This is a genomic window from Thermanaerothrix daxensis, assembly GCF_001306145.1.
Taxonomy (GTDB): Bacteria; Chloroflexota; Anaerolineae; order Anaerolineales; family Anaerolineaceae; genus Thermanaerothrix; species Thermanaerothrix daxensis.
This window is the reverse complement of record NZ_LGKO01000005.1, coordinates 493,806-518,275: the sequence shown is the minus strand read 5'-3', so window position 1 is coordinate 518,275 and position 24,470 is coordinate 493,806. Positions and strand designations below refer to the sequence as shown.

22 protein-coding genes and 1 tRNA gene are annotated in these 24,470 nt (G+C 54.8%); 4 read left to right on the top strand and 19 right to left on the bottom strand.

The window, feature by feature from the left end; genetic code table 11:
* Positions 1-11: 11 nt before the first annotated feature.
* From cas1 to SE15_RS10965, 16 genes are all read right to left on the bottom strand, one after another.
* Complete coding sequence (cas1, locus tag SE15_RS11040) at positions 12-1,061, bottom strand: CRISPR-associated endonuclease Cas1 (RefSeq protein WP_054522164.1); 1,050 nt, start codon at positions 1,059-1,061, stop codon at positions 12-14.
* A complete protein-coding gene (gene cas6 / locus SE15_RS11035) occupies positions 1,033-2,070 on the bottom strand; it encodes a CRISPR system precrRNA processing endoribonuclease RAMP protein Cas6 (protein ID WP_054522163.1) in 1,038 nt (345 codons plus the stop codon). Before cas6 ends, cas1 begins: the two co-directional genes overlap by 29 nt.
* The gene (locus SE15_RS11030; RefSeq protein ID WP_083461893.1) at positions 2,070-4,451 is read right to left on the bottom strand and encodes a CRISPR-associated helicase/endonuclease Cas3; all 2,382 of its coding nucleotides are present in this window, start codon (positions 4,449-4,451) and stop codon (positions 2,070-2,072) included. The genes cas6 and SE15_RS11030 overlap by 1 nt, the downstream gene beginning before the upstream one ends.
* 3 nt (positions 4,452-4,454) lie before the next feature.
* Positions 4,455-5,174, bottom strand: coding sequence for a CRISPR-associated protein Cas5 (gene cas5 / locus SE15_RS11025; RefSeq protein WP_054522161.1), 720 nt, complete (start codon positions 5,172-5,174; stop codon positions 4,455-4,457).
* An 18-nt stretch (positions 5,175-5,192) separates the two neighbouring features.
* A complete protein-coding gene (gene cas7i, locus SE15_RS11020; protein ID WP_054522160.1) occupies positions 5,193-6,272 on the bottom strand; it encodes a type I-B CRISPR-associated protein Cas7/Cst2/DevR in 1,080 nt (359 codons plus the stop codon).
* Positions 6,273-6,296: 24 nt separating this feature from the next.
* Positions 6,297-7,772 carry a type I-B CRISPR-associated protein Cas8b1/Cst1 gene (cas8a1, locus tag SE15_RS11015; protein ID WP_054522159.1) on the bottom strand — a complete coding sequence of 492 codons (1,476 nt, stop codon included), beginning with the start codon at positions 7,770-7,772 and terminating at the stop codon, positions 6,297-6,299.
* Between the two features lie 23 nt (positions 7,773-7,795).
* On the bottom strand, positions 7,796-8,179 hold the full coding sequence (gene csx15, locus SE15_RS11010; protein ID WP_054522158.1) for a CRISPR-associated protein Csx15: 384 nt from the start codon (positions 8,177-8,179) through the stop codon (positions 7,796-7,798).
* Positions 8,176-9,093 (bottom strand): PDDEXK family nuclease, encoded by a 918-nt coding sequence (locus SE15_RS11005; RefSeq protein WP_054522157.1) that lies wholly within the window; start codon positions 9,091-9,093, stop codon positions 8,176-8,178. Before SE15_RS11005 ends, csx15 begins: the two co-directional genes overlap by 4 nt.
* Positions 9,068-10,063, bottom strand: a complete 996-nt coding sequence (gene cmr6 / locus SE15_RS11000) for a type III-B CRISPR module RAMP protein Cmr6 (RefSeq protein WP_054522156.1) — start codon at positions 10,061-10,063, stop codon at positions 9,068-9,070. Before cmr6 ends, SE15_RS11005 begins: the two co-directional genes overlap by 26 nt.
* 18 nt (positions 10,064-10,081) lie before the next feature.
* A complete protein-coding gene (gene cmr5 / locus SE15_RS10995; RefSeq protein ID WP_054522155.1) occupies positions 10,082-10,471 on the bottom strand; it encodes a type III-B CRISPR module-associated protein Cmr5 in 390 nt (129 codons plus the stop codon).
* Positions 10,472-10,485: 14 nt separating this feature from the next.
* On the bottom strand, positions 10,486-11,385 hold the full coding sequence (gene cmr4, locus SE15_RS10990; protein ID WP_054522154.1) for a type III-B CRISPR module RAMP protein Cmr4: 900 nt from the start codon (positions 11,383-11,385) through the stop codon (positions 10,486-10,488).
* 30 nt (positions 11,386-11,415) lie between these two features.
* The gene (gene cmr3, locus SE15_RS10985; protein WP_054522153.1) at positions 11,416-12,501 is read right to left on the bottom strand and encodes a type III-B CRISPR module-associated protein Cmr3; all 1,086 of its coding nucleotides are present in this window, start codon (positions 12,499-12,501) and stop codon (positions 11,416-11,418) included.
* Positions 12,498-14,252 carry a type III-B CRISPR-associated protein Cas10/Cmr2 gene (cas10, locus tag SE15_RS10980; protein ID WP_054522152.1) on the bottom strand — a complete coding sequence of 585 codons (1,755 nt, stop codon included), beginning with the start codon at positions 14,250-14,252 and terminating at the stop codon, positions 12,498-12,500. Before cas10 ends, cmr3 begins: the two co-directional genes overlap by 4 nt.
* Complete coding sequence (cmr1, locus tag SE15_RS10975) at positions 14,249-15,181, bottom strand: type III-B CRISPR module RAMP protein Cmr1 (RefSeq protein ID WP_054522151.1); 933 nt, start codon at positions 15,179-15,181, stop codon at positions 14,249-14,251. Before cmr1 ends, cas10 begins: the two co-directional genes overlap by 4 nt.
* Before the next feature lie 107 nt (positions 15,182-15,288).
* A complete protein-coding gene (locus tag SE15_RS10970; protein ID WP_054522150.1) occupies positions 15,289-16,164 on the bottom strand; it encodes a CRISPR-associated ring nuclease in 876 nt (291 codons plus the stop codon).
* Between the two features lie 400 nt (positions 16,165-16,564).
* A tRNA-His gene (locus SE15_RS10965) sits at positions 16,565-16,636 on the bottom strand.
* A 157-nt stretch (positions 16,637-16,793) separates the two neighbouring features.
* On the opposite strand from SE15_RS10965, the gene tpiA reads away from it, so the two are divergent.
* Both tpiA and SE15_RS10955 read left to right on the top strand, forming a co-directional pair.
* Positions 16,794-19,097: a triose-phosphate isomerase gene (tpiA, locus tag SE15_RS14965; RefSeq protein ID WP_083461892.1), complete on the top strand. Its 2,304-nt coding sequence runs from the start codon at positions 16,794-16,796 to the stop codon at positions 19,095-19,097.
* The gene (locus SE15_RS10955; RefSeq protein WP_152965604.1) at positions 19,075-19,857 is read left to right on the top strand and encodes a hypothetical protein; all 783 of its coding nucleotides are present in this window, start codon (positions 19,075-19,077) and stop codon (positions 19,855-19,857) included. Before tpiA ends, SE15_RS10955 begins: the two co-directional genes overlap by 23 nt.
* A 57-nt stretch (positions 19,858-19,914) precedes the next feature.
* On the opposite strand, the gene upp is transcribed toward SE15_RS10955, so the two are convergent.
* Positions 19,915-20,541, bottom strand: coding sequence for a uracil phosphoribosyltransferase (upp, locus tag SE15_RS10950; protein WP_054522148.1), 627 nt, complete (start codon positions 20,539-20,541; stop codon positions 19,915-19,917).
* Between the two features lie 75 nt (positions 20,542-20,616).
* Between upp and ruvB the strand changes: the two genes are divergently transcribed.
* Both ruvB and queA read left to right on the top strand, forming a co-directional pair.
* Complete coding sequence (gene ruvB / locus SE15_RS10945) at positions 20,617-21,648, top strand: Holliday junction branch migration DNA helicase RuvB (RefSeq protein ID WP_054522489.1); 1,032 nt, start codon at positions 20,617-20,619, stop codon at positions 21,646-21,648.
* A 43-nt stretch (positions 21,649-21,691) separates the two neighbouring features.
* Positions 21,692-22,726 (top strand): tRNA preQ1(34) S-adenosylmethionine ribosyltransferase-isomerase QueA, encoded by a 1,035-nt coding sequence (gene queA / locus SE15_RS10940; RefSeq protein ID WP_054522147.1) that lies wholly within the window; start codon positions 21,692-21,694, stop codon positions 22,724-22,726.
* Positions 22,727-22,763: 37 nt separating this feature from the next.
* On the opposite strand, the gene SE15_RS10935 is transcribed toward queA, so the two are convergent.
* Positions 22,764-23,126: a hypothetical protein gene (locus tag SE15_RS10935; RefSeq protein WP_054522146.1), complete on the bottom strand. Its 363-nt coding sequence runs from the start codon at positions 23,124-23,126 to the stop codon at positions 22,764-22,766.
* A 17-nt stretch (positions 23,127-23,143) separates the two neighbouring features.
* Positions 23,144-24,400 (bottom strand): cation:proton antiporter, encoded by a 1,257-nt coding sequence (locus tag SE15_RS10930; protein WP_054522145.1) that lies wholly within the window; start codon positions 24,398-24,400, stop codon positions 23,144-23,146.
* Positions 24,401-24,470: the final 70 nt, after the last annotated feature.

Sequence of the window (24,470 nt, the reverse complement as noted above, 5' to 3'; positions counted from 1 at the left end):
TCATTACCCCCTTACCACGTTAACTGAGAAGGCTGATAAGCCTCACGTTCACCTCGCAAGAAAGTAGCAATATGACGTGCTTGTATTTGAATAATGGCACGAATCGCATAACGTTTATTCTCAAAGGGAATTGGGGTGTCCAGGCGCTCCAGAATCTTTTCAGCAATCATGCGCCGTACCTCCGGTGTGAGCCGCTTCTCCTTATCCTGATCAAAGGCCACACCTTTGTTGGCCAACCCAATAACGGTGCGATCCACGACAGTGGGACGAAACTCCTCAATTAAATCGAGTGTAAGGCTGGGTTTGCCAGGACGGTCCATATGTAAAAAGCCGGCATAAGGATCCAAGCCCGCAAGGACAATGGCGCGCTCGACCTGCCCATAGAGGATACCATAGCTATAATTAAGAGCAGCATTAATTGGATCTGCCGCTCCACGTCCTACTCGCCCTGGGAATCCGTATTTCTCAGGCACGGTCAGACGGATGGCATCCCAGTAACGTTGGGCAGCCCGGCCCTCGATTCCCATAATAGATTGGCGTAGATCCTCAATAGATAATTTGCCCTCCCTAACCTCCGGCGAGCGAGAGAGGTGCTCCAATTTTATTCGTTCATCAAGGACTTCGGCAGCAAGGCGGCGTAACTCCTCATAGAGCGTGGGGTCGCTCTCCTTTCGGTATTTACTCATGTATTTGAGAAGATTGGCCTGGTTCTGGATTTTACCAATAGCAAGAGCCAGCGCCAGTTCTAAACCACGACGATTGCGGTAGGCTTCTAACTGAGCGCGGCGAGTCGCAATGGTGCCTGTTAATCCAGCGCTGTACAAACTGGCATATGGCTCCCCAATTGAGTTAACAAAGAAAATCGGGATGCCGCGCTCCGTACACACCTGCACAGCATCAGCACTAATGCTGATACCCTGGTTGGCGATTACCACCGATTCGAGATGAAGTAGGGGGGCCTGAATAAATTTCTCCTCCCCTTTATAGACAATCAAGCGTTCGCTGTGCTTGCCAATGAAACTGCCATATTCATCAACGATGAGATGTTGAATAATAGCCACCTCCGCCTCCTTTCTTGACCCCCGGTAAAGAGAGGCGAAACACGCCATTCCCCTTGACTGTATCCTTACCTACCTGAACGATTTCTCCCCAGATGAGCCAGGGCAAGAGTTCACGCCATATCTTCGTGGGGGCGGCGTACCGGGCAAACCCCACCAACCCGCTGATCCAGGTCGGCCTGCCCGTACGGCTGGAGCCACTGGAAACTTCTATCCAACGGGTATCATTCTCTATCAAGCGCACTTGCAAAGAAAGGTCTCGCAAATAAGTGCGCTCCTCATAGGGACGCTGGTTGGCACCAGAAAATTGCTTGGCCAGATCATCCACTCGCTCTAGTAGCCGGGCAAAGAAAATGGCAAAATCAGGAGTTTTGATAAGCCGCTGATTCCATATAAGGCGAAGAGGGGTATGGAAAGTTATGCGCATCTCCATAATATCGGTTGCCTGCCATCCCTGCATCATCCTCTCAGCATAATTCTGTATCTCAGTATGGCTCAAAGAAACTTTGGGAGGACGCAGGATTGTTTCGCCTTCACGGAGTACCTCTTCCTCCTTTCCATTCAATAAATCGGCTGTGATGCGTCGCAAGGTAAAGTGTCCTCGACCCACTCCCACTCCGTCTCGTCCCATCTCTGGTACCGCCAGTACAAAGTAGGGCAAAAAGCGTTGAGCTTCCCCTAATAGAGTCAGGTGAAAGACAAAACGCTCCCCGGGTTTTAATAATTCGGGAATCTCCAAGGGTGGGGTGAGGACATAACCACGGCGTTCCATGCCAGGTTTTTCGTTGGCCGCGACCAGCCAGCACACCGGGCAGGTGGCAACATGCTCGGGATCGGGGGGCACAGACATCCCTGCAAGCGCCGGAACGCTGTAGGGGCAAGTGGCGCGACGCATCACATCCACCAGAGCGCCGCGTAAATTGTTGCCGGCCCGCCATCCTCCCAGGCGCAGAGGAGTTTCAGCCTGGCATTCAAAGCGCAAACGCATAAAAGTTAAAGGAAATGCTACCATTATGCCTCATCCTCTGTAGTTTGAGAGATGGATTGAGTCTCTAGATCTAAACCCCACTCAGAGTCATAAGGGACATCAACAACTTCAGGGAAATCGCGATCACCCGCCAGGAGTTGCCCACGCTGAGCCAGCATGGCGCGCACTCCCCATGAGAGTGGAACCAACAGGCTATCTGCCTCAAGCGCTCGCTCGCTTTCGCGTAATTGTAAATATTCATCATAAAGGCTTTTCGGCAAGACCTCAGTGCCATTGAAGAGACGTTCAAATTGGGCTGTTAACGCTGGGTTGGAACGGAAAGGTTGAAGCGTATTAATAAAATCGCGCTCAAAATCCACACGGGTAGACTCAAAAGCCTTTTCCCAGGCTTCTAACACGCTGTCGGTATACACGTCATCCAGCCAATTCGGCAAAAAGCGTTCATCTAACAAAACTGCCTTTTCCGAAGATGCCGCAAGAACTCCTTTGAGCACCTCTAGGGTTCGAGTAACCTGCTCTATAGGTGAGTAAACCCGGGCAAATACGTCTTCCAGTCCTTGGAACACCACTACTGGTGCTGGTTCGCGTTGCCCAAGGCGATTAATGCGCCCGATACGCTGAAGCAAGGCTTCCAGTGGGGCCGGATCGGAGAACAGGATATCCAGGTCAAGATTAAGGCTAACCTCTACTACTTGCGTAGCCACAACCACTAGCGGAGAACACCGGCCTGAGTTTAAGCCCGCCGCCGCAATCATTTCGCGCTCCTTGCGGACGCGGTCGCGCCCATTAAAGCGCCCGTGCAGTAAGAACAGGGGAATGGTGGCCGGAAGGTGAGCCCGCATCCACCGATAAATGTTTTGAGCACGGCGCACGGTGTTTGCCACTACCAGCACCTTCTGTCCGTTCAGTGCCTGTGCAAGGATTTCGCGCAGGCTGGCTTCATCCACAAGGTTCGCCTCCCTGAGGCTAAGGCGGTGGCGACGCAAACGTCTCAGGAAGGAGTGAGGGGCTCGAATTAGAGAAACGGCTCCAAGGGCTTGTTCGAACACCTTCCGAATAGGGGTTGGCAAAGTCGCTGACATCACCAAAAATCGTGCACCATAGTAGCGCGCCAGATACTTTACGGATGCAACAATCATCGCCAAGCGATGAGGTTCATAAGCATGTATTTCATCAAAAACAAAAGCGGCCTGTGAAAAATCACTAAGCAGGGCTTCGTACCCTTTGAGTTGAAAGGACGCTTTGAGTAGTTGGTAAGGGCTGAGCACACGAATGGGGTAATAAGCCAGACCGGAACGGTTGCGCAGCATATGAGCCAACTTGGCTGCTTCTTGGGGAGTGTATGCCTGCTCCATCAAGCGTTGGAATTGTGCCATAGTGCTACGCCCATGCAAAAGGCCCACTTGCCCGGGGAATATGCGATTCAGGCGGTCATACATAGCATTCATGCTGGCTTGATAGGGCAAGGTATAAAAAAGGCGGGGCAGACATTGTTTCTGTGCCCAGAGCAAAGCGGCTTCAGTTTTACCAGAACCAGTGGGAGCCAAGAGCAAGGCATGTCCATCCGTGTGGGCCGCACTGCGCTGGTGGGCGTATAGTCGGCGGAAAGGAAGATTCAACGCCTTCAAAATCACCTCTTGGGAGATCATTAGATTAGGCAAGACCCCCCATCCTGCTGAAGCCAGATGATCCGATTGAAGCAGAAAACCACGCATTAAAACCCCCGGCCGTATCACATCCGCTGGCGCACCCGCCTGCCAGGCCTGTAAAGAGGCTTTGATTTGTCCTAAGTGTCGACGAACCGTCGTAGGGGTAAGTATGGCAAATGCCCGATTAACCGGGGGAAGGGACGGGCAGAAAACGCCCAATGAGCGCATCCCAAGAGCATCCACCCAGCGATCGCCGCATGTCTCGATCCAGCGATACAGCGCCTGCACATCTATAGGAGAAATTTCTTTCAGCATTTCGTTCAGTGGGTCAAGGTCTTCTTCCCACTCAACAAGGTAAGCCTCTTCGATTTCATCAAAATCTTTATGGTGGGTGGCAATTGCACCCGCTAAAAAGGTTGTCTCTTCCTGTGTCAATCCATCGGTTACCCAATCGAGGAAAGCCAGTGAGAGAACTTCGTGACGATATTGCCAGCGAGGTGCTTTGCCACGCAACATTTTTTGAAATCCCGGGGATACTTTTCCCCAGTCGTGGAGGAAAAGCGCCCAAAAGAGCAGATGCCACAGGCGGGGCTGCCCGGCGCTGGCAGGCAAATTGGGGCGCTGATGCGCCAGATCGCGCAGGCGCATCAGCGCTTCCCACGTGTGTTCCACCAGTGTCTGAGGTGGCACATCGGTAGACTTAGGGCTTTTAGCCCATATATGGGTCAAACCGTCTGGAACACAGGGAATTTCCATTGCCTATACCCACGAAAGCCATACAACCCCCAAAAACTCACCCTCACCTACCGGTTCAGTTGGATCAGCCAACCAGGGTTCAAGGACGGGCTGTCCTTCATAACGGGTGAAGTGGCGCGTGTGTACGCGGCGATGCAGGATAATATAACGTTCAAAAGTGGGATAGCGTTTATGGGTGTAATCTAACAGTCGTGGCATGAGCACAGCCTGCCCTGCGGCGGTATAGGCAGCATAGGTATAAGGCAGCAGGGTGTGCTCCAGAACCACCTCCTCGGCAGACTGCAGGTCCACCACTTCCACTTTGCGGTAGGTGAATAAATCCTGTGAGCGTCCAAGGCAAACCGCATAGCGCGGCTGACGAAAGGCATCCAGCCACTCGGGGCGGTTAAGATAGAGGGTCATACGCGGGAAGAAAAGGATCTCGCGTTTAAATGGATTCGCGTTGCCTTCCAACACCTTAGAGAAAGCTCTATTCCCAGGGAGTCTACCACCAGCAGGTGTCAATAAGTAAGTGGTTTCAATATCTGCCTGCTTGCGGAGGAACTGGAAACGCACGGCAAAGCGTACTCCCTGCGGATCAAACCACTCTCCTAACGCACTGGCAATGTGCCCATACAGTGTGGCAGGCGGGGGCATCTCAAAAGTTGGCTGGACGCCGAACATAAAGTGGGGGTAGCGGAAGGATGCTGTGAGCCCTTCGGCTACGATTTTTAGTGCACGCATAACACACCCCATAGATTTTTATTTCAACCAATCCGGGTGCGTCTCTAACTCCCGAGATAACTGCAAACACGCCTCGCGTGGATGCATAATGTGAATCCGGCCGTGCCAGGGAGCTAGGGCCCCGCCTTCCGCAAGGGCTTGTTCAAGCCTCTCGCGCTCTGCATCGAGGTAGCCGCGCACCCAACCGATAAAGACGTCGGAGAGCAGATCATCCCGATGCACGTCTAAGGTTTCCTGAAGAGCGGGTAAGTTCAACACTGCCCGTTCACCTTGAGCCGCAATTATATGCCCGAACATATGATTTCCACCTCGGGTCACTGCCATCACCAGGATATCTGGACTAACGTCGGTGTAGTGCAAGGTTTGTTTAGCACCCCCGCTGAGTTCGGCCAGCCCCTCAAGCAAAGCACGCACGCGTTGGAGACGTTCTTTGAGTGGCAGGCGATACGATTTTTCCTCCGCCAAATGCTCTAGCCCCATTTGTTCGGCTAGTTTTCGCCGCGGCTCATCCAGGTTCAAATAGCCGGTGCGGTCGGCATAAGAAAACGTCCCAGCAGCATGCAAGTCCAGCGAGAAGAGCCCCTGCAGGGTAGCGCGGTAAAATTGATGTTCATGCGGCACCGGGTTGCCCTCGTGCCGAGACATGGTGCCGAAATCATTGACCAGACGCACAGGCGCCACAGAAACCAGCGTGGAGACCCGCAGGGGAGAAAGGCGGGTCACCGCCTTGGCTGTGGGCGTTGCCGCTGCCACCAATCCAGTGGCTTCGCGATCACTAACAGCTTCAGCTCTTTGAGAAGGTGCCCGCATGTAGCCGAACAAATCATCATCCCAGTAGAGGATGGGGTTGGCATCGGTGTAGGCGATTTTGGTTTCACGGAAAACCGGCGCGGCTTTCCAGCCCCAATGTCCTTGCTCCAGCGTGGTGCGCCACCAGTAGCGAAACGCCTGTGCCGAAACATAGGGGTAACTGCCTTCACGGGTCGAGATGACTTTGACACCTACGGCGTTTTCGGCCATACTGCCGGGGACGTTGCCCAGATTGTTTAGAGCAGATGCCGGCGCATCGATCAGCAGTAAACCAGTGATGAAAGACATAGAATTTTCCTCCTTTCCAAGGCATTACATGGATTCTTCTTCTGCGGGTACTTCGGGTAGTTCTTCAGCATGAGCCTGAAGCCAACCCTTTTGATATAACTGTTCGAGCAGGCGGATGAGTACCAGATCGCGCCCAAGACGCCAATCGGCATTGGGGATTCCCTCCGACTGCTCAAAAATAGAGAGGAACTGATCCAGCGTGATGAGGGGCTTGCGTCCGGCGCGCACCTCGGCGGTAGAGGCGCGAATCAAAACTGCGCGCAATTCGGTGTAATTGCGAGCCATCCAAAAGCCGTTGAACACGCCACGATCGTTGCGCTCAAAGATATACTGCGCCAGCGCATCGCCCAAAGCGCGGATGGCTTGAATACGTGATTCTTCCATAAGCATCACCTCCTTGAGGAAACGTTGAGTTAACCGCCACGAGACTAAATCGACTTCACGGCGGGTATCATACGTTTGAATGGGGTCTTGTTTGTCCCTTTTCGCGGTTAGGCGCGGGGGTTTCCGCAAGAAATACACGCGGATGAAAAAAGAGGCCGACTCCGGCAGGTTGAACAAGTCCTCATAGAGGCGATTGTAACGCGCAACCTCGCTCTCACTGCGCGTCAACTGCCAGCCTCGCCGGGCCAGTGCCTCCCAGTCGTTTTTCAGGGTAGGGTTGTGCATGACCGTGCGGAGAAAACCACTTACCTCGAGAGGAAGCGGGAAGATTTGCAGGTCAACCCCCTGTCCACTGTTGGTAAAGTAGTAGCCCGTCAGGGTGGGTGGAGGGCTTTCATTGTCCCGCCGATACCGGGTAAGTTCCTGCTCGGCTTTGAGCAGGTGCTCGATAAGCACGGTTCGGGCTTGATAAGGGCTGGTATCGGGTAGCTTTTTGTCGCCTGTAACCCGGGCTAAGGTGACCCCTTGCAGGTTGGCTTTGAGGAAAGTTCGTGCAAAGTAGAGTAGTAAGTCGGGGTCATCGCTATGGACGGCAAGCAACCTACCGCTTACTTTAGCACACCCCAAGGGAAGCGCCTGGAACGCCAGCAAATTGATTCCGGAGATGGGAATACCTGCCTCGCCGTACGGGTAGAAGTTGATCACATCCACGCCTGTCAGGAGAGGAATGTGCTGACGGTAGGCTCGCCCAGGAAGTAAATCACCCTCGGGATTAAGCGGCAAGGTAGTCGCTGGATGCCCCGTGAAAGGATCGCGCTCCTCCCCTACAGGCGCTGTAATCGCCTCCGAGATGATGTTCGCGTACTTACGGCGCTTTTCAGGTTGCTTTTCAAAAGCCGGGTTGGTGAACCCCGAATTGGGGAAGGCCACATTCAGGAAAGATTTGAGCGGGTCCACGATGTAATTCTCGCGGATGTACTCCGCCATATGGATTAAATCTTCCTTAACCAATTCGGTGGGGCGGTTCTTTCCGGCAAATGCCGTAAGCGTTGCCAGCCCTACATCCAGCAAGGGATGTCCGGTGTAATCTGGGGGGAAGTAAGAAGATGGAGACATGCTCAACCTCCTGGAGAAAAGGTTCACCCTCTGCGGCGGCGAGCCGAATCCCGCTGGCTTTGCAGGTTAAGTACTTCGGCTACCTCGAAGCGGGGTGGAATACTGCCATTCACCGGGCGCAGGCGCACGCAAGCGGGGAAGTACCCCATGCGTCCGTGCAGTTCGGCAATCAATACAACGGCGCTGAAATTCAGCGCGGGTGGATTGATCAGGATGGGGGCGTTTTGCCACTCCTCCATGGTCAACCCTGCCCGGTCTACCATGGCTGTCACCTGCGGGCCGAGGGGCTGATCGGGTTCGATCTGACTGTGCACCTCGATGATGCGCTCAACTGTCTGGCCGGTAAGGATCTCCAGCTGATGGATTTGCTCCGCCGAAAGGGGGTGTGAGAAGTTCACCAGAATCATACACCCTCCTGACGGATGGGGATGGATTGGGCAATTCCTTGAAGAAGTCTGACTTTGTCGTTCTGGCTTAAATCTCTTCCGGGACGGTACTCTCGCAATTCGATCACCGTCACGCGCAAGGCCTGAGCAAGGGGTTTGTAGCGGTCTTCCATGGAGGTTTGCGTGACGAGGAAACGCGCTGCGTAGGTGCCCAGATACTCACGCGCTGCAATCGTGGTTAACTGATCCACAGCCTTTTTGCCACTCCCCGAACCACCGGTTTTGATTTCCAGAACCCCAACATGGTTGCCACAACGAATGAGCAAATCGATTTCGGCCTGGTCCTTGACGCCTCCGGGTACCACCCCCTGCAGGCTCTCGTCTACATACTCCCCAAGAACCCTAGCGATTGCTCGTTCTAATTCCCCGCCGGAGTCTTGAGAGGGTCCCTTGACTTGGTAATTATCGAGATGGGCTTTGAGGTAGTCATCCAACGTGATTAACGGGGGTACAGATTGGGGGTATTCAGACTCGAGGCACAGTTCACCTTCATCAGTGAAGCGATAGAGGTAGATCAGGCTTTTCTGATCACGACCGCGGGGACCTTCCGTCTGATAATACACCACAGGGAAACGGCGCTGACGTGCCAGTTCGAACGCTGCCAGCGCCATGGGCTTCGTACCGCCAGTGAGGTTGATAACTACCTCATCTTGCTTCCCAACTGCCTGACGCAGTTTTTCCACAATCCCCGGGATGCGATAGCCATCTCCGATTGAAAACAAACGGGCATTTTCGATCAGCCCTGCCAGACGCCGGGCGCTCTGCTGAGAGGCCTGTAGGTTGGTATGGACGAGGAGGGTTTCTTGTGGCTTGAGGAAGCGCACGGGTAACAAATTGGGAATGGGTTGTTCACCCACCAGACAGAGAACCATCATCGGTTTCCTCACTTGAAGTAGCCGTGAAGTAGCCGTAGCCGGCGCTAGTTTTGGCACCCGCCCCAAGATCCCTTAAGGCACTTTTCAGCCAAACGCAGGCTCGTTTGAGCAACTCGGGGTTGGGGGCGCCGCGGCGCCATGCGACCGCAAAGGCAAATTCTTTCCCCGCCGGAACTGCCAAAAAGGTGATCAGGTTGGGGTGATGCCAATCGACGGGGGGTTCCTTGCCCTGATAGTAGGGAGTATAGTGGGGGTTCATAATGTCCAAATCCAGGGCAAAAGCCTGTATGGGAATGGCATCGAAGAAAACCGCTCCACCTACGCACTTCAGCGTGCCGAACACGTCGCGGAAGGCAGAGGCAAGAAGCCATTCTTCCTCTCCGGGATGATGGATTTGAAACGCTTTCTTAAATTCGCTCTCTTCAAGGGCAAGGGTTTGATCGAGCCCATTCAGGTCGAGGGTATTGGCGTCCTTCTTCAGGCGTGAAGCCAGTTCGTACAGCGCCCATGTGCGCGCAATTCCCTTGACACTACTGCCGGGCAGGTAAGGAAACCCATAGCGGTGGAAACTGAAGCCAATCTCCAGTGCATTTTTACGCCCCAAACCGGGGATGAAGCGCCAGTCTGTCTTGAGGGTAAAGATTTCGGCTCCATTTGCCCGTGCCAGCGCCTCCCAGCGCTGATAGGCGGCGGTGAGAGCCCCACGATCGGGCGCTTTCTGGGCAGCCCCTAAGGCTTGCGTTCGGCGGGTTTCTTTTTGTTCGCCCAGAAAAGGCACAAACCGCTCAAAAATCAGCCCGGGGTTGCTCACCTCCTTTTGTTTCTTGAACACTTCTACCACTTCGCGGGGCAAAGGATATTCAAATGTCTGACCCGAAGAGGGCTTTGCATCGCCACTCCTCTTGCCCGACTGCGAGGGTTTTGAGGAAAGAGGTTCTCCTCGATTGGGATAGTGAGGATTGGGACTCATACGCGTTTCCTTCCCTGATCATTCCGATTTGAGGTCAGCCTCGGCAAAGCGTTTGTACCAGTTAAGGTATGCCATGGCCTCGGCAGTGGCATGGCGGTACTGCAGGCTTGTGGCCGTAGTAGCAATCCACTCCACCAGATCACCTGACTGGACACCCAATTGCTTCTTTAACCAATCGGAGAGTGCATCATACAGGGCTGAATGGTGGGGTTCTTTTTTGGCTTTCCAGAACGCCAGCGTTTGCCCTAAACCGTTGCTCTGAATGCTGGCGGGGGCACTGCGCGCCAATGACCGCAGTTCTTTCTCTTTATCCTTCAACGCTCGCTTTGCACTTTGCACCGCATTCCAGGCATGTTCGGCGCGCTGCTGCTCCAATGAGCGCTGATGGGAAACTTGCAACTCTGCCATTTCTCTTCCCTCCTTTACGGGTACATTCGCACGGCCACCCAACCCTGACCGGTTGTCTCATCACCGCCCAACTGCACATGGGCGTTGTTGAGGAAAGCAAACTTCTCCAGAACCTGAGCGGCGTCCATGGTTTCGGTATTTGAGCGCGCGTCCGTTGCCATGAGCGGAGCGTAGAGCAGGCTATCTACCGGCAGGCTTTCGCTGGTCCATAATGCACCTTCCGCCACGGTCTTTTTGCCCGGGTCAATGCGGATGTGGGTCTGAATCTCGGTGCCGTAGAGGCAGAAGTCACGGAAGGCATCATCTGAGAGGATGCACAGGTGTCCTGGGAGATTCTGCCGCCAGTATTGATAAGCCTCCCCCTGCGGCAGGGCATTCTGTGCCAGCCATTCTGCAACCGCTTCGACCTCCTGAGAATGCTTGGCGGAGAAACTGAACTCCTCCAGCACCACTTTGTCGTCTATGACGAGTTCGCTCTGGCTTGCCAGCAGTCCCGCGTTCTTTTCCACGGCTCCCGGCAGTTTCCACGGAATGGACTGTCCTGCCAGTTCGGCAGCGCGACGGAACGTTTCCAGCGCATGTAGACTGGTCGTCCACGCAAACACCCCTGCCAGCGAACGCACCGGGAAGAGGAGAATGCGGGCATCTCCGGTGGAAATTGCGCCTGCCCAGTTTTCGCCAGAATCACCGGCCTTACCAAAGAGGGTTTCAATTTCCTTGCTATCGTCTGCAAGCCCTTTTGTTTCTCTATAGATTGAACGAAGCGCACCCTTAAGTCCAGAAGCCTGCACAATGGGGTACTGGGTGACTCGGTCGCGCTGAATGGGTAAGTCCACATTGGCACTGGCACGTCCTGCCCCCACATGCAGGGGGGTTTCGACATATAGGAAAAGTAAGCGTTTCTCCTTAAACATCGTTTCCTCCTGAAATCGTTGTAAATAGGATCATTCTACAGGTTTCCACCCTGCAACCAACACCTGTCCAAAACCAATTTCTGCGCCCCACTCGGTGATGGCTTGCTGAACCAAATCCTGACGCAACCTTGCGCCTCCCGAGTGAGAGAAGTAGTACACACTCCCGGCTGGCACCAAGCGCCTTGAGGGCTTTTGTTTGTGGTTCCAATAATCAAATCCGCCCAGCACCTGATAACGCGAAAGCGCCACAGCCTCCAAACGAACCTCTCTGGTGAAAAATTTCGTCCACGAGTCTGGCTTCCAGCCCTGTGAGAAGTAAGCCGGTGTAGCAAAATACACTTTGAAGAAGCGGGGGAGTTCTTCGCTATACCCCCAACGGATCGGGGAGATTTGGCTGTCTCGAAGGGTTTTGTAGTGTAGAGCACGTCCCTCCCCACCTGCGCGCAGGAGGCCCTCCTTTGGAAAATCCGGATACCCATCCATCTCAAGATACAGTCCGGTGCCCGCTTGGGGGCGGATAAACTCCACCTCGTACAGCATTCCCTCTACTGTTGAACGCCGCCGTGAGTCGGTTTGAATGCCCAACCGCACTTCCGAAACATACAACGCATCGGCTTTTTCCGTTCTCACAGAGACACCTTTCTCCAGGTAAGACATGAGATCTTCTTCGCTGACAAACGCTCCAGGAGCGTTTTTGGTGATGATTTCGTTGGGCTTTTCCAGCAGATAGGGCAATTCCCCGGCCCAGACGTTCCCACCCGGGTTGCGCACCACTTTCATGGGCAGAATCCTCTCGGCGTTCTCATCGGCTGGATAGGCATCTGTGGGGGTGGGAAAATAGCGCACAACCCGCCCATCGCCCGTTTGGCGCGCCAGCCACGGACCGCGCAAACGCAATGCTTTGTAGTCTTCCGTATCGCCCACCAGTTCTTTGATGGCTCCCCTGTTGCTCAGGGGGATATTTTTGATGAGCAAATAGTGCGAGCGAATCACTCCCTGCATCACTGAGGGGGATGGGGGGAAGAGACTGCGCGCCTGGTGGTCGCTCCCGGCATTGAAGGGGCGTCCATCGCGAAACAGCAGGACATCTTCGGCTTCCATGAATAACCGCATCATTCCGCACCTCCAGAAGCAATAAAGCGGGCTGCGATCAGCCAGTGAGCCACTTCGGTCAGTCCACTTTTGTCATTTGTCCTTTTCCGAATGTTGTCGGCCCATGTGATCAACGCATCAGCCCACTGTTCACAGGTTGCCTTGGCTACGCGCTCGCCGGTATGGCGCTGGACCAGATAGCGCACCAGACTGCGAGTGGCTTCGGACGGGAGCGCCTCCAACGTCGCGGCTTCGCGGGCCAGCGCGTAGGGAAAAACTCCTGCCAGATCTTTCTGTCGGAACGCTTTTACCCATTGATGAAAGTTCGCCACATCTTCCCAAGCGCTGCGCGCAGAAAGGGCTTCCCCACCGCGCTTTGCCAGGGTGAGACACACGACCCCTTTGTTGCCTAACGAATCGGCTCGGCTCTCCTTTGCCCGTCTCTCGGCACTGCGCAGAAGGGTCAGGGCTTTAGAAAGCGGTGTCAGGTGATGGGCAATCACAATTCCTGCAGATGCCGTTGCCGTGAAACCGTTAAATCCGTCCCCGACCATTTCCTGATAGGTCCTTGCCAGTTCTATCGCCAGCTGCAAGCCGCGCTCGAGAGAAGCCAGCAGCAACACATCATCGCCACCGTTGTAGATGAGAAAACCCCCTTGGTTTGGATTTATTGTTCCTCTCACCGCATTGGAGAATGCACCAATGTTTTGACTGAAGCGGCGGTGCGCGTTTTCGGCGTCGTCCCGCGCTAGCAGGTAGTCAATCTTTTTTCCAATCCCATCGCCATCAAACTGAATTAGCATGTAGTACGGCGATGGGGCTTTGCCCACTTTATCAACCAGAGCTTTGAGAAGTTTCCTGACGTTCTCCAGTTCAGCCTGTGGAAGTTCCACATTGTAACTATCCTTCAGGCGCCGGGCGGTGAGGGTCTCTGCAAAGAACAAATCACCATCGTAGGGGAAAATCTTGTCCTGCTTCCGGGCTTGGTACAGGCGAGGGGAAACCGTTTCGAGGCATTCACGGTATCGTTGCAGTTCCTGCGGGGCTTGGGCACACGCCGCCTGATAAAAATCCCACGCTGCCACCGTGCTGGTCGAGGGGAATTCCCGCTCGGCCCCTTCCCAGAAGCGCTTGACCAGCCCAATGCCGTCGAGGATCTCCCGTCCCTCCGGGTGCACCTGAGAAGGGAGGATGTGCGGCTTGCTGGCCATCCTCTTCCAATACTCCCGGGCAGAAGAATGGGCTGCTGTATGAAGGGCACTGCGCTGACCGCTCAGACTGTCCTTTTCGCCCTCTTCATGGCTTTGCGAAAAGAGGCGGCTGTGCTTGACGCTTTCGAGCAGATTGCGAGCCCGTTGATATGCCTCGGCATACGATTCTGCTTCTTCAGCATAAGCCCAGTAAATCTGCCACGGAGGGGTGTCCACAATCTGGCGCTGCCAGATTTGCCGCCATGTGTCGTCTTCGTCAAGCTGGGCCCTTTTGCGAGCCTGTTCGGCGATTTCTTGCCACCGTTTCAAGAGCACCTCTCGTGCCCGGCTGGCAGTGGTCTCGGCTTTATCGGCGGGGACGCGCGCCACCAGCACATTAGGCGCATCATTTTCCCCCAGTTGAGCGGGATAGATCAAGTCCCCTTTGGATTTGAAAACCTCGCCAGCGGCACGAGCCAGTTGCGAAAGAATGGCCGATCCATTGAACAAATCTTCGGCACGGCGCGCTTCGGCGATGAAGGACTGCACCGGCGAGAAGGTAAAGAGAATTACCGCGTTCTTCATACGTTCCACCCCTTTATCTCAATGGTTTCCCCACCAAAAGACTGGAGCACCTTAGCCACTTCCCTGTAATCATGACTTCCGGATGCTAGCCGTGAGGGCAAGAGCGTGAGCAGTAAGTGATATTGATTGGGGGTATAAAAAAGGTGCGCCCAGAGTGGCGATCCCTGACGGGGCGAGATTCCCCCCAGCGCAACGATTTTAGGCATTTTGCGCATTAGTTTGGCAAGCGCTTCTTGAGGAGAAACCGCCCATTCTTTCACCAGACGAATCTCTGCACCTTTTGCGGCGCAGGGAAACTGAGTTGGCGGCAAAGGCAGAGCAGAGGATGAGGAAACTCCCTTCTGTTCAGCCAATGACTTCGCCTGCTTGAGGGCAGAGCGCAGGATCCTCTCAATATACTTACGAATCTCCTCCGTCTTCGTAGGAAAAATCGGAATTAGGGATGGATCGCTACTTCCAATGACCTGCAGGCTTCCTGCCCCCCTCCGCGAACGCAGTCCCAGCCCGCCCAGCCAGATGGCAAGGTTGAATGCCATACACATGTTGACCCAAACCAGTGGGTCCACCGGACGAGAGGTTCTGAGGATCACCTGAAATTGTTGGCCTTCACTGAAAGCCATTCGGCTCCCTGAAGAGGTTTTATGAGGTAGAATGGGCTTGCGTTCTGTCTTAAGGGGAACTTGCTGGATCTGAATCGAGAAGGGAGAACCGCGCTCGGTATCTCCAAAAACTTCTTGCTCTAATTTCCTCAGGCTCTTTAGATCTTGATCTCCAATCACTCCCCCAAGGACAGCGCGGTACCAGTAGCGCATCGCCCCGCGAAAGGCGGGTGGACGCAGTTCCGGCTGGCCATGAGGGTCCGCCCCACCCAAAAAGAGGGGGGTTACCGTTTTCACTTCTACCGTCACACTCTGCATCCACTCACTCATGGTTTCTCCTTTCTACGAACGCTCCTCCTATATAGGTTAAGTCGTTTTTCACATTTGTCATCGCTGACACTTCCCGTTTTGAATGGGAATTTCTTCCCATTTGATCCTCAACGCTCTTTTTCAAACAGAGGAGCAAACTCGGCAACGAAAGCAGCCCGATTGGCCATCCCTACGATTCCGCGTTCCCCCTGCCATTCTTCGAAGGCGCGGTAAATTTGGGTGAGTTGATTGGCAACGGTATGCTCGCTTTTCCCCAATCGGCGAGCAATAGCCGCGTTATCCAATCCTTCGCGGACGAGTAGTTCGGCGACCTGCCTCTGGGCAGGGGTCAGTCGGTAATTCCAAAACTCTCTGCGCCGACGTAAAGCCTCCTGGGTAGTAAAACGCTGTTGACGGCGAATGGCTTCCCATGGGTCGTCTACCTCCGAGAGAAGCAGCCGAGCAATGGCCGAATCGCTCCAGCGTAGAACCGGTACAGGAACCACCTGAAAGCGATCGGAAGGCAAAGCATGCATACGTTTTTCGGTGCCCGACCACTGAATTTCTGAGATCATATGCCAGGCGCGATCTTTTTCGCCAAAAAGCAACTGGGCTGCAACCATAGCATATACGGCCATGGTTTTTCGCCCTCCCGTCAGACTTAAGTGGATACTGTATCCGGCCTGTTGTGCCCGCCGAATCGCCCGGTAGATGGCTTTTAAGAAAGCCCAAGCATCTTTCTCCGAAGCAATATCCCGGAGAGGGCCATCATCTCCGACCACCGCCTCGCGACGATAATGAAGGTGGGGATAACTCCGTAAAAACTCAGCATCTAATTTTTCAAGTCCGGGCTGAACAACTTCCCCCTGAGTGTGAAGAACGAGTACCTCTTTGATTGGAAAGCCCTGGGCTAACAGCCAATCCAGCAGCCAGGTCACCCCTTGAGGCTCAGTGCCCAACATAGCGATGAAAAATTCCTTAGCAAACCCTTCACTAACGTTCATTGGCACCTCTCACCCCTACAGAGAAAGCAGATAACACTAAACTTATACCCCTCTACCCATCGTCCCCCATCAACAATTCTCATTATAAACAATCGCCTAACCAAATACAAATAAAACGGGGCTTAAGAGCCCTCAAAAGGGCTAAAGAGTTTTTAGAATTGAGAGGGCTTTCAGCGCGTCTCTTTTCTGGTCATGAGTTCATCCTCCGCCCTGGCGCGGATTAAAACTTACCGTAGTGCTCTAATAGGATAACGGTAAGCAAGAGACATCGCTCTCATCTCTTTGCAATGCCATCTGAATTTCCTGCTCAATCTGAGCAGGCACACTGATGGGCACTATCATCGTGACTTCAGAACGCTTAGGATCGGTGCTGACGTTTGTCTTTCCCCTTAAAAACAGGGGTGGCTGATGGGGGTCGAACCCACAACCACCTGATCCACAGTCAGGTGCTCTGCCTTTGAGCTACAGCCACCGTATTGCGCTTATGATTTTAACACAACCCAACCGGTTCGACAAGTAACCCTGACCTCTTTTACCCTCTCTATCTGCTCAAACCCACATAACTACAAGCCCAATGGTGGTAGAATTAGCGCTTGCAAAGCCCTGTAGCCCGCATCAAGGGATGTGCCATGACCAATGCAGTTGCCTGGGAAACTTTCTTGATTGTCCTTAAAATCCTGTATGCCCTATGCATGCTCATGGTCCTTCTCCCTGGGCTGAATAGCCTCTTCCTCGCTTACACGTATCTGCGCTTTCGTCACCGCCTCCCCCGCTCATCGGACTTCATTCCCCCTCCCTCGTGGCCTCGCGTTACCATTCAGCTTCCTATCTATAACGAGGGCCAATTGATCACCCGCCTCCTCCACGCCGTGACCCGCCTGGACTATCCCCGCGATCGCCTGGAAATTCAGGTCCTGGATGATTCGACCGACGAGACCTCGATACTGGCACAGACGCTAGTCGAACGATATCGACGCGAGGGATTTGAAATCGTCTACCGCCATCGCATCAACCGCCAGGGCTACAAAGCAGGCAATCTGGCCTCCGGCCTGGAAACAGCCACCGGCGAACTAATTGCCATCTTCGACGCCGACTTCATCCCTCCCCGCAACTGGCTCAAACGCGTTGTCCCCGTTTTTCAAGATCCCCAGATAGGTTTTGTCCAGACGCGATGGGTCCACTACAACGCCCACACAAACCTCCTTGCCCGCCTGCTTGCCCTGGCCATGGACGGACACGCCATTGTCGAACAAGGCGGTCGGGCTGCTGGCGGATTTTTCATCGGTTTTGATGGCTCGGGAGGGATCTGGCGGCGTACTTGTATTGTGGCCTCCGGGGGTTGGCAATGGGATACCCTCACCGAGGATCTGGACCTTGCTTACCGGGCCCAACTGCTGGGCTGGAAGGGGGTCTATCTCCCCGATGTCACGGTCCAAGCCGAGGTCCCCGAGACTCTGACCGCACTGCGGCGACAGCAATATCGTTGGGCAAAAGGAAGTGTCCAAACGTTGCGCAAACTCGCAACACGTTTGTGGCGCGCCCCATTACCCTGGCGGATCCGCCTAGAGGGGCTGCTGCATCTTTCAATGTACGTGCCTTTTCCCTTTGCAGTGCTGGCATTTGCGCTCATCCTACCTCTGGGAGTGTGGTCCCCTTCTTACTTCAATTTCTTCTTCTGGAGCGCGCTGGGCGGCCTCGGCCTTGCCGTAGAATACCTGACAGCCCAGACCGAGACCCATTCCACCTGGCAGCAGCGCCTCAAATTACTGCCCGGAATGGCTTTGCTGGGAATCGGGATCAGCCTGACCTGTGCAGTCGGTGCCCTCGATGGTCTTTTCCACGAAGGTGGGGTATTTGATCGCACGCCTAAGACCTTGAATCAAGGATTCTCGGCCACTCATTCGCCGCGGTCGGCTAAAAACCCCTATAATTATTTGGAATGGGGTGAAAAGGCAATGAGCCTTTACCTTCTGTGCTCTGCTTTGCTTTTGGCTCGTCATGCTCAGGCACCTCTGTTGCCCTGGGTATTTCTGGGTTTCACCGCCTTCCTGCTGACCTCCCAGGGAGCCTTCTTAGAAGAACCTCAACCGGTCTCCTCAACCCCTTCGTCCACGCATCACCATTTCTCTTCCCTTAACCAAATGACCTTACTATTCCCTTCAGGAGATGCCACCATGCGTAAACCTCTAGTTGCCGGCAATTGGAAAATGAACAAGACCGTTGAGCAAGCCCGTGCCCTGGTCTCTGAGATGCTGCCGGGATTGCAGGCAGTCAGTGAAGTGGAGCGTGTCCTCTGCCCTCCCTTCACCAGTTTGATGGCCATAGCCGCCATGCTGAGCGGTACCGAAATCGGGTTGGGAGCTCAGAACATGCATTGGGAAGCAGCCGGGGCTTTCACGGGTGAAATCTCCCCCGCAATGGTTAAGGAGTTCTGCCAGTACGTGATCCTTGGCCATTCCGAACGGCGTACCCACTTTGGGGAAACCGATGAAACGGTAAACCGCAAAGTGCGCGCCGCCCTTGCGAACGCCCTGACCCCGATTGTTTGCATTGGTGAAACCCTGGCCGAAAACGAGGCTGGCCGCACCGCTGAGGTCGTCTCTCGCCAAATTGAGCAGGGGCTGAAAGACCTGACTCCTGAACAAGCGAGCGCACTGGTCATTGCCTACGAACCAGTTTGGGCCATTGGCACCGGGCGCGCAGCCAGCGGCCAGGATGCCAACCGCGTGGTGGCCGAAGTCATTCGTCCCACCTTGTCCAGAATGTTCGGCCCTGCAGTGGCCGAAGCAGTGCGAGTGCTCTATGGCGGCTCGGTCACCGCGGCAAATGCCGCTGAATTCTTCTCCCAGCCCCACATTGACGGTGCCCTGGTTGGTGGAGCCAGCCTCAAAGCAGCCGAGTTCGTCAAAATTGTTGAGGCCGCTGCCGGGTAAGCACGGTTTGGCATTTGAAGGCATAGCCGCTTTTATCTCTTCATTGGTCCTGCTGCTCGTGATCCAGCGTTGGCTTCATCACGAGATGCAGGCGTTTTTCTTCCTCCTAACTGGGCGCCCGGGCTGGGCACTGGCCCTGTTCTCAATCCTGCTTTTTCCAGGAGTACTTTTGCATGAAACCAGCCATGCACTTGTGGCCTGGCTACTGCGCGTGCCGGTACAGGGGGTTTCGCTCCTGCCGCGCTTGTTACCGGATGGACAACTGGAATTGGGGTATGTACGTACCACCCCAACGGATTTTCTGCGCGATGCCCTTATCGGAGCGGCTCCTTTCCTTGCCGGGACGCTCCTGGTCGCTCATCTTGGGTTGAATGTGCTCGGCTTTAAAACCCTGATTCCACTCTTCCTCCGGGCCGAGTGGCAGGCACTTCCTCAACAAGCCCTTGCCCTGACGCAACAACCAGATTTCTGGTTGTGGTTTTACCTTACCTTTGCCATCAGCAGCACCATGATTCCCTCTGCGGCTGACCGCCGTGCCTGGTGGGCTGTAGGGACTGTACTGGGGATCGTCGTTCTGGTCGCCATTTTGGCTGGCGCTGAGCAGTGGCTGGCTCTTACGCTGTGGCCTCTTCTTAACCGAGGACTTTTGACGCTAGGTCTCGTTCTGGGAATTGCCCTGGCGGTACATCTGGTTTTGGTCCTCCCGCTGTGGGGGCTCAACCGAGTGATTGCTCGCGCCCGGCATGCCCTCCGCGTGTGAATCCCCAACACACCCCCAATGGGCGTGAAAACTCAGCGGGGATTAAGCAGGTTGGCTTTACCCCGTCCCGAATTGACGATCTCCTGCATCACCCAGGCCGGGCACAATATAACCCTGGTTGTTCAGGCGTTCATCAATGGCTGCCAGATGAATGGCCACATCGGGATGGTGAGTCTCCAGCCGCTGGATCCCCTCGGGTGAGCCGATTAACCCCACAAACTTGATCCGTTTTACCCCCCACTGCTTAAGAATATCCACTGCCGCAATCGCCGACCCCCCTGTGGCCAGCATGGGGTCCAGAATCAGGCACACACTCACTCGCGGCTCGGTGGGCAGTTTGTTATAGTACTGCACGGGTTTCAGCGTCTTTTCGTCCCGATAAATTCCCAAATGCCAGACCTCTGCCGTGGGCATGAGTTCCCAAACGCCTTCCACCATCCCCAACCCGGCACGCAGGATTGGGACCAGCCCAATCGTATCCACCAGTTCTGCCCCCTGCGCCACACCCATGGGCGTTTGCACTGTGACCGGACGGGTCAAGAGATCCGCTGTTGCCTCATAGGCCAGTAGCGCGCTCAATTCGCGCACCAACTCGCGAAATCGCTTGGGCTCGGTCTCCACCGAGCGCAACTTCGTTAGTTTATGAGCCACCAGAGGGTGCTTTGAGACGTGAACGAGAGACATGTGCGGCTCCTTCCCTCAAATTTTGCTTATTATAATCTCAAACGCCCCGCCGAAAGCGGTTATAATCAAACCGACATGGACGAGATCAAGCAACGCCTGGTGCAACCCGAAAGCCGACCGGATGACCGCCTGGATCAGGCTCTGCGTCCACGGCGTTTGGATGATATTATTGGCCAGGACACCCTAAAAGAGAATCTTGCCATCCTCATTGCCGCTGCCCGCCAGCGCGGCGAGCCGCTTGAGCACGTCTTGTTTTATGGGCCCCCTGGCCTGGGCAAGACCACCCTTTCTCATGTCCTGGCCAACGAGATGGGGGTGGAGATTAAAGTAACCGCGGGACCAGCCATCGAACGCGCTGGCGATCTGGCCGCAATTCTGACCAACCTCCGCGCCGGTGACATTCTTTTTATTGACGAGATCCATCGCCTGGGTAAAGCAGTTGAGGAAGTCCTCTATCCTGCCATGGAGGACTTTGCTTTAGATATCGTCATTGGCAAAGGGCCATCAGCACGTTCCATTCGCCTGAAGCTCCCTCGCTTCACCCTGATCGGTGCCACCACACGTCTGGCCCTGGTGAGCGCACCTCTGCGAGCACGCTTTGGGGCGGTCTACCGCCTGGATTACTATGAGCTCGAAGCCATCAGCCAGATTTTGACGCGTGCTGCCATGTTACTGGGCGTTCAGGCGGACCCCGCAGGAATTGAAGAAATTGCTCGCCGCTCTCGTGGCACACCTCGCGTGGCCCTGCGACTGCTACGTCGGGTGCGCGATTATGCGCAAGTGCGTGCGGCGGGTCAAATTACCGCTGAAATCGCACGCGAGGCGCTAAATCTGCTTAATGTGGATCCCCTGGGGCTGGATGATGTGGACCAGCGCGTATTGCGTACCGTGATTGAGAAATACAATGGGGGACCGGTGGGGTTGAACACAATTGCGGCTTCCATCGGCGAGGAACCCGATACCATCATGGACGTTGTCGAACCCTACCTGCTTCAACTGGGCTTCTTGGACCGCACCCCGCAGGGGCGGGTTGCTACTCCCCTGGCTTATGCCCACCTCGGCATTCCTTATACGAAAGAAAATTCGCAGCCACGGCTGTTCACCTGATACCACCACTCGGGTCCATGCATGCCTAACAACTACCTAACCCATGTCGAAATCGCCCCTCAAAACCTCAGACTTTGACTACGACCTGCCCCCGGAGCGCATTGCTCAGACCCCGGTTGAACCGCGCCACAACGCCCGCCTGCTGGTCATGTGGCGAGATCGGCCCGATCTCGAGCATGCCCGTTTTTGGGACATTGGGCGCTATCTTGCCCCCGGAGACTTGCTGGTGGTGAACGAAACCCGGGTGATTCCTGCCCGCATCTGGGCGCGTAAGCCATCCGGGGGGAGGGTCGAACTGCTGTTGCTTAAAAAGATGAACGAAGAGGCCTGGGAGGCCCTGGTAGGCGGAAAACGCATCCGCCCCTTCTTAAGTCTCCGAGTCGAAGGCGGCCCTACCGCAGAAGTTGTAGCCGATTTGGGCGGATCGCGACGTCTGATCCGTTTTAGCGAACCCATTGAACCCTATTTACCTCACATCGGGCTTATGCCACTCCCCCCGTATATTCACGAACCCTTGCGCGACCCCGAACGCTATCAGACGGTCTTTGCTCGCCAACCTGGTTCAGCCGCTGCCCCTACCGCCGGTCTACACTTCACTCCCGAACTCATCGAACACCTCAAGCAACAGGGAATCCGTTTTGCCGGCCTGATTCTTCATATTGGGTTGGATACCTTTGCACCAGTAACCGAGGAAGACCCCACCCAGCATCACATCCACACCGAGTGGTGCGAACTCCCCCCCGAGACAGCACGGCTGGTCAACGAGACAAAACGCGCGGGGAAGCGTGTGGTGGCTGTGGGCACGACCAGTGTGCGTGCGCTTGAAACTGCGGCTCGCCACGGCGCTCCTGGAGATTGGGTTGCCCCTTTTGCGGGCCCAACCGATCTTTTCATTCTCCCCGGCTTCGAGTTTCGCGTAGTGGATGCGCTGGTGACCAACTTTCACCTGCCCCGCTCTACCTTGCTGATGCTGGTCAGCGCATTTGCTGGACGTGAGCGGATTCTTGAGGTCTACCGCGAAGCCATCCGCCTCAATTACCGCTTCTATTCATTTGGTGATGCAATGCTCATTCTCTAGAATGCTGGTCGGGTTCTCGTTTCACCCAGCAATCTGATTACGAGCGGCGCGGATATTTTAGACCATACACGCGCGCCAAGGGAATCACCGCCATAATCCCGGTATTAGGCTGAGAGAGACTCCCTACCACCTGCTCTGTGGCTTTCAACAAACGCTCAACGGTGGCTTCATCCTCTACAATGGAGAACAACGTACGGTTGGTATTCTCAATGTGCTCTTTGAAGTTTTCAAGCGAAGGAAAAAGGGGGAAATCCTCCCGCCACGCCCCACCGCTCTCCTTAAAGCGCACCAACCCTTTGCTGAGCAGGATGGTAACTCCACCCACACCCACCTTCTCCCACGCATCCAGCAGACGATCTAGATTTTCGGGGTCGTTGAGAACGAACAAAACGAGAAACATGAGCGATTACCACCTCTTCAAGTTTTGGACTCTAGAGTTATTACCGATTCTTCAGAAGACTCTGCCGTAGCTTCAGTGACCTCACCCGCCTCTTTCTTCTGAACAAACGTAGCGCGTAGCAGCGGCGGTGTTATCAGGGTGGTAACCAATACCATGGCCACGATGGCTGGAAAGACTTCCGGCGAGAGCCAGCCATTATCTAAACCGACGGTTGCCACAATCAATCCCACTTCTCCACGCGAGACCATCCCAATCCCCAGTTGAAGCGACTCCAGCCAGGAATACCCCGAAATGCGCGCCCCCAACCCCGCTCCCAGAATTTTACCCACAATAGCCACTAAGATCACCCCTAGCATGATCCAGAGGGTCTCCACGCGGATCAAATGCAAATCCACAGCAAGGCCCACATTGACAAAGAATAGTGGGATGAAGAAGCCATAACCCAGAGCACGCAGTCCATTTTCAATTTGCCGCTTTTCAGGAGTACGGGCAAACATCAGACCGGCCAGAAAAGTTCCCGTAATGGCAGCCATCCCACCTATTATCTCGGCTGCCAGGCCGTATACCAGCATGATCACAATTGCAAAACTGAGTGCTGCCTGGCTGACCGGCAACACCGCCACCCGACGGCTAAGCCAGGGCAGTACCCACACCCCAAATCCAATGGAAAGCACCAGAAATAGGGCCATGCGCAGTACCACCGGCAAAATGGCCGCCGTGGTCAGGCCCCCATCACCCAGGGCCAGAAAAATCGAGAGGAATAAGATCACTAGAATATCATCGAATACCGCTGCCCCCAACAGGCCTAGCCCCACCCGGGTACGCAGAACATTCAATTCCATCAGGGTCTGTGCCGAGATGCTCACACTCGTTGCCCCAAGGGTCAGCCCCAGGAAGATAGCGCTGTTGAGAGGCAGGTGGGAGAGCACGCCCACTAAGGTGCCCAGCCCCAATGGAACAATGACCCCCAACGATCCGCTCAGGAGAGAAACCCGTGTATTGCGGACAAAGTCGCGAATGTGCAGCTCTAATCCAGCCAGAAACATCAGGATCAGGACACCCAATTCGCCAATTTCATAAACAAATTCCCCTAAATGCACATCCGTGAAAATGTGCAAATGAATCAAATCAATCAATGAGGGACCTAGCAACAACCCCACCAGCAACTCACCCAGTACCGAAGGCTGTCCTAGGCGCGTGCTTAAGTAACCCCCGACTTTTGCGGCAAACAAAATAATGGCGGCCACAAGGATAAATTGCAAGAACGGAGTCATGGCGACTATGCTCTTAGGAAGTTTGTCCAAAGTTTACCATGAAATTGTTATCTTTTCCGAGATGAGGGAT

Bases quoted from the DNA above. Each gene is read 5' to 3' on its own strand.
- SE15_RS10930 (WP_054522145.1), bottom strand. From the start codon at position 24,400: ATGACTCCGTTCTTGCAATTTATCCTTGTGGCCGCCATTATTTTGTTT.
- cas10 (WP_054522152.1), bottom strand. From the start codon at position 14,252: ATGAAGAACGCGGTAATTCTCTTTACCTTCTCGCCGGTGCAGTCCTTC.
- SE15_RS11005 (WP_054522157.1), bottom strand. From the start codon at position 9,093: ATGATGGTTCTCTGTCTGGTGGGTGAACAACCCATTCCCAATTTGTTA.
- csx15 (WP_054522158.1), bottom strand. From the start codon at position 8,179: ATGATTCTGGTGAACTTCTCACACCCCCTTTCGGCGGAGCAAATCCAT.
- SE15_RS11030 (WP_083461893.1), bottom strand. From the start codon at position 4,451: ATGGAAATTCCCTGTGTTCCAGACGGTTTGACCCATATATGGGCTAAA.
- cmr5 (WP_054522155.1), bottom strand. From the start codon at position 10,471: ATGGCAGAGTTGCAAGTTTCCCATCAGCGCTCATTGGAGCAGCAGCGC.
- tpiA (WP_083461892.1), top strand. From the start codon at position 16,794: ATGACCAATGCAGTTGCCTGGGAAACTTTCTTGATTGTCCTTAAAATC.
- cmr3 (WP_054522153.1), bottom strand. From the start codon at position 12,501: ATGATGCGGTTATTCATGGAAGCCGAAGATGTCCTGCTGTTTCGCGAT.
- queA (WP_054522147.1), top strand. From the start codon at position 21,692: ATGTCGAAATCGCCCCTCAAAACCTCAGACTTTGACTACGACCTGCCC.
- cas6 (WP_054522163.1), bottom strand. From the start codon at position 2,070: ATGGTAGCATTTCCTTTAACTTTTATGCGTTTGCGCTTTGAATGCCAG.
- cmr6 (WP_054522156.1), bottom strand. From the start codon at position 10,063: ATGAGTCCCAATCCTCACTATCCCAATCGAGGAGAACCTCTTTCCTCA.
- cas5 (WP_054522161.1), bottom strand. From the start codon at position 5,174: ATGCGTGCACTAAAAATCGTAGCCGAAGGGCTCACAGCATCCTTCCGC.
- SE15_RS10935 (WP_054522146.1), bottom strand. From the start codon at position 23,126: ATGTTTCTCGTTTTGTTCGTTCTCAACGACCCCGAAAATCTAGATCGT.
- SE15_RS10970 (WP_054522150.1), bottom strand. From the start codon at position 16,164: ATGAACGTTAGTGAAGGGTTTGCTAAGGAATTTTTCATCGCTATGTTG.
- cmr4 (WP_054522154.1), bottom strand. From the start codon at position 11,385: ATGTTTAAGGAGAAACGCTTACTTTTCCTATATGTCGAAACCCCCCTG.
- ruvB (WP_054522489.1), top strand. From the start codon at position 20,617: ATGGACGAGATCAAGCAACGCCTGGTGCAACCCGAAAGCCGACCGGAT.
- upp (WP_054522148.1), bottom strand. From the start codon at position 20,541: ATGTCTCTCGTTCACGTCTCAAAGCACCCTCTGGTGGCTCATAAACTA.
- cas8a1 (WP_054522159.1), bottom strand. From the start codon at position 7,772: ATGTCTCCATCTTCTTACTTCCCCCCAGATTACACCGGACATCCCTTG.
- cmr1 (WP_054522151.1), bottom strand. From the start codon at position 15,181: ATGAGTGAGTGGATGCAGAGTGTGACGGTAGAAGTGAAAACGGTAACC.
- cas7i (WP_054522160.1), bottom strand. From the start codon at position 6,272: ATGTCTTTCATCACTGGTTTACTGCTGATCGATGCGCCGGCATCTGCT.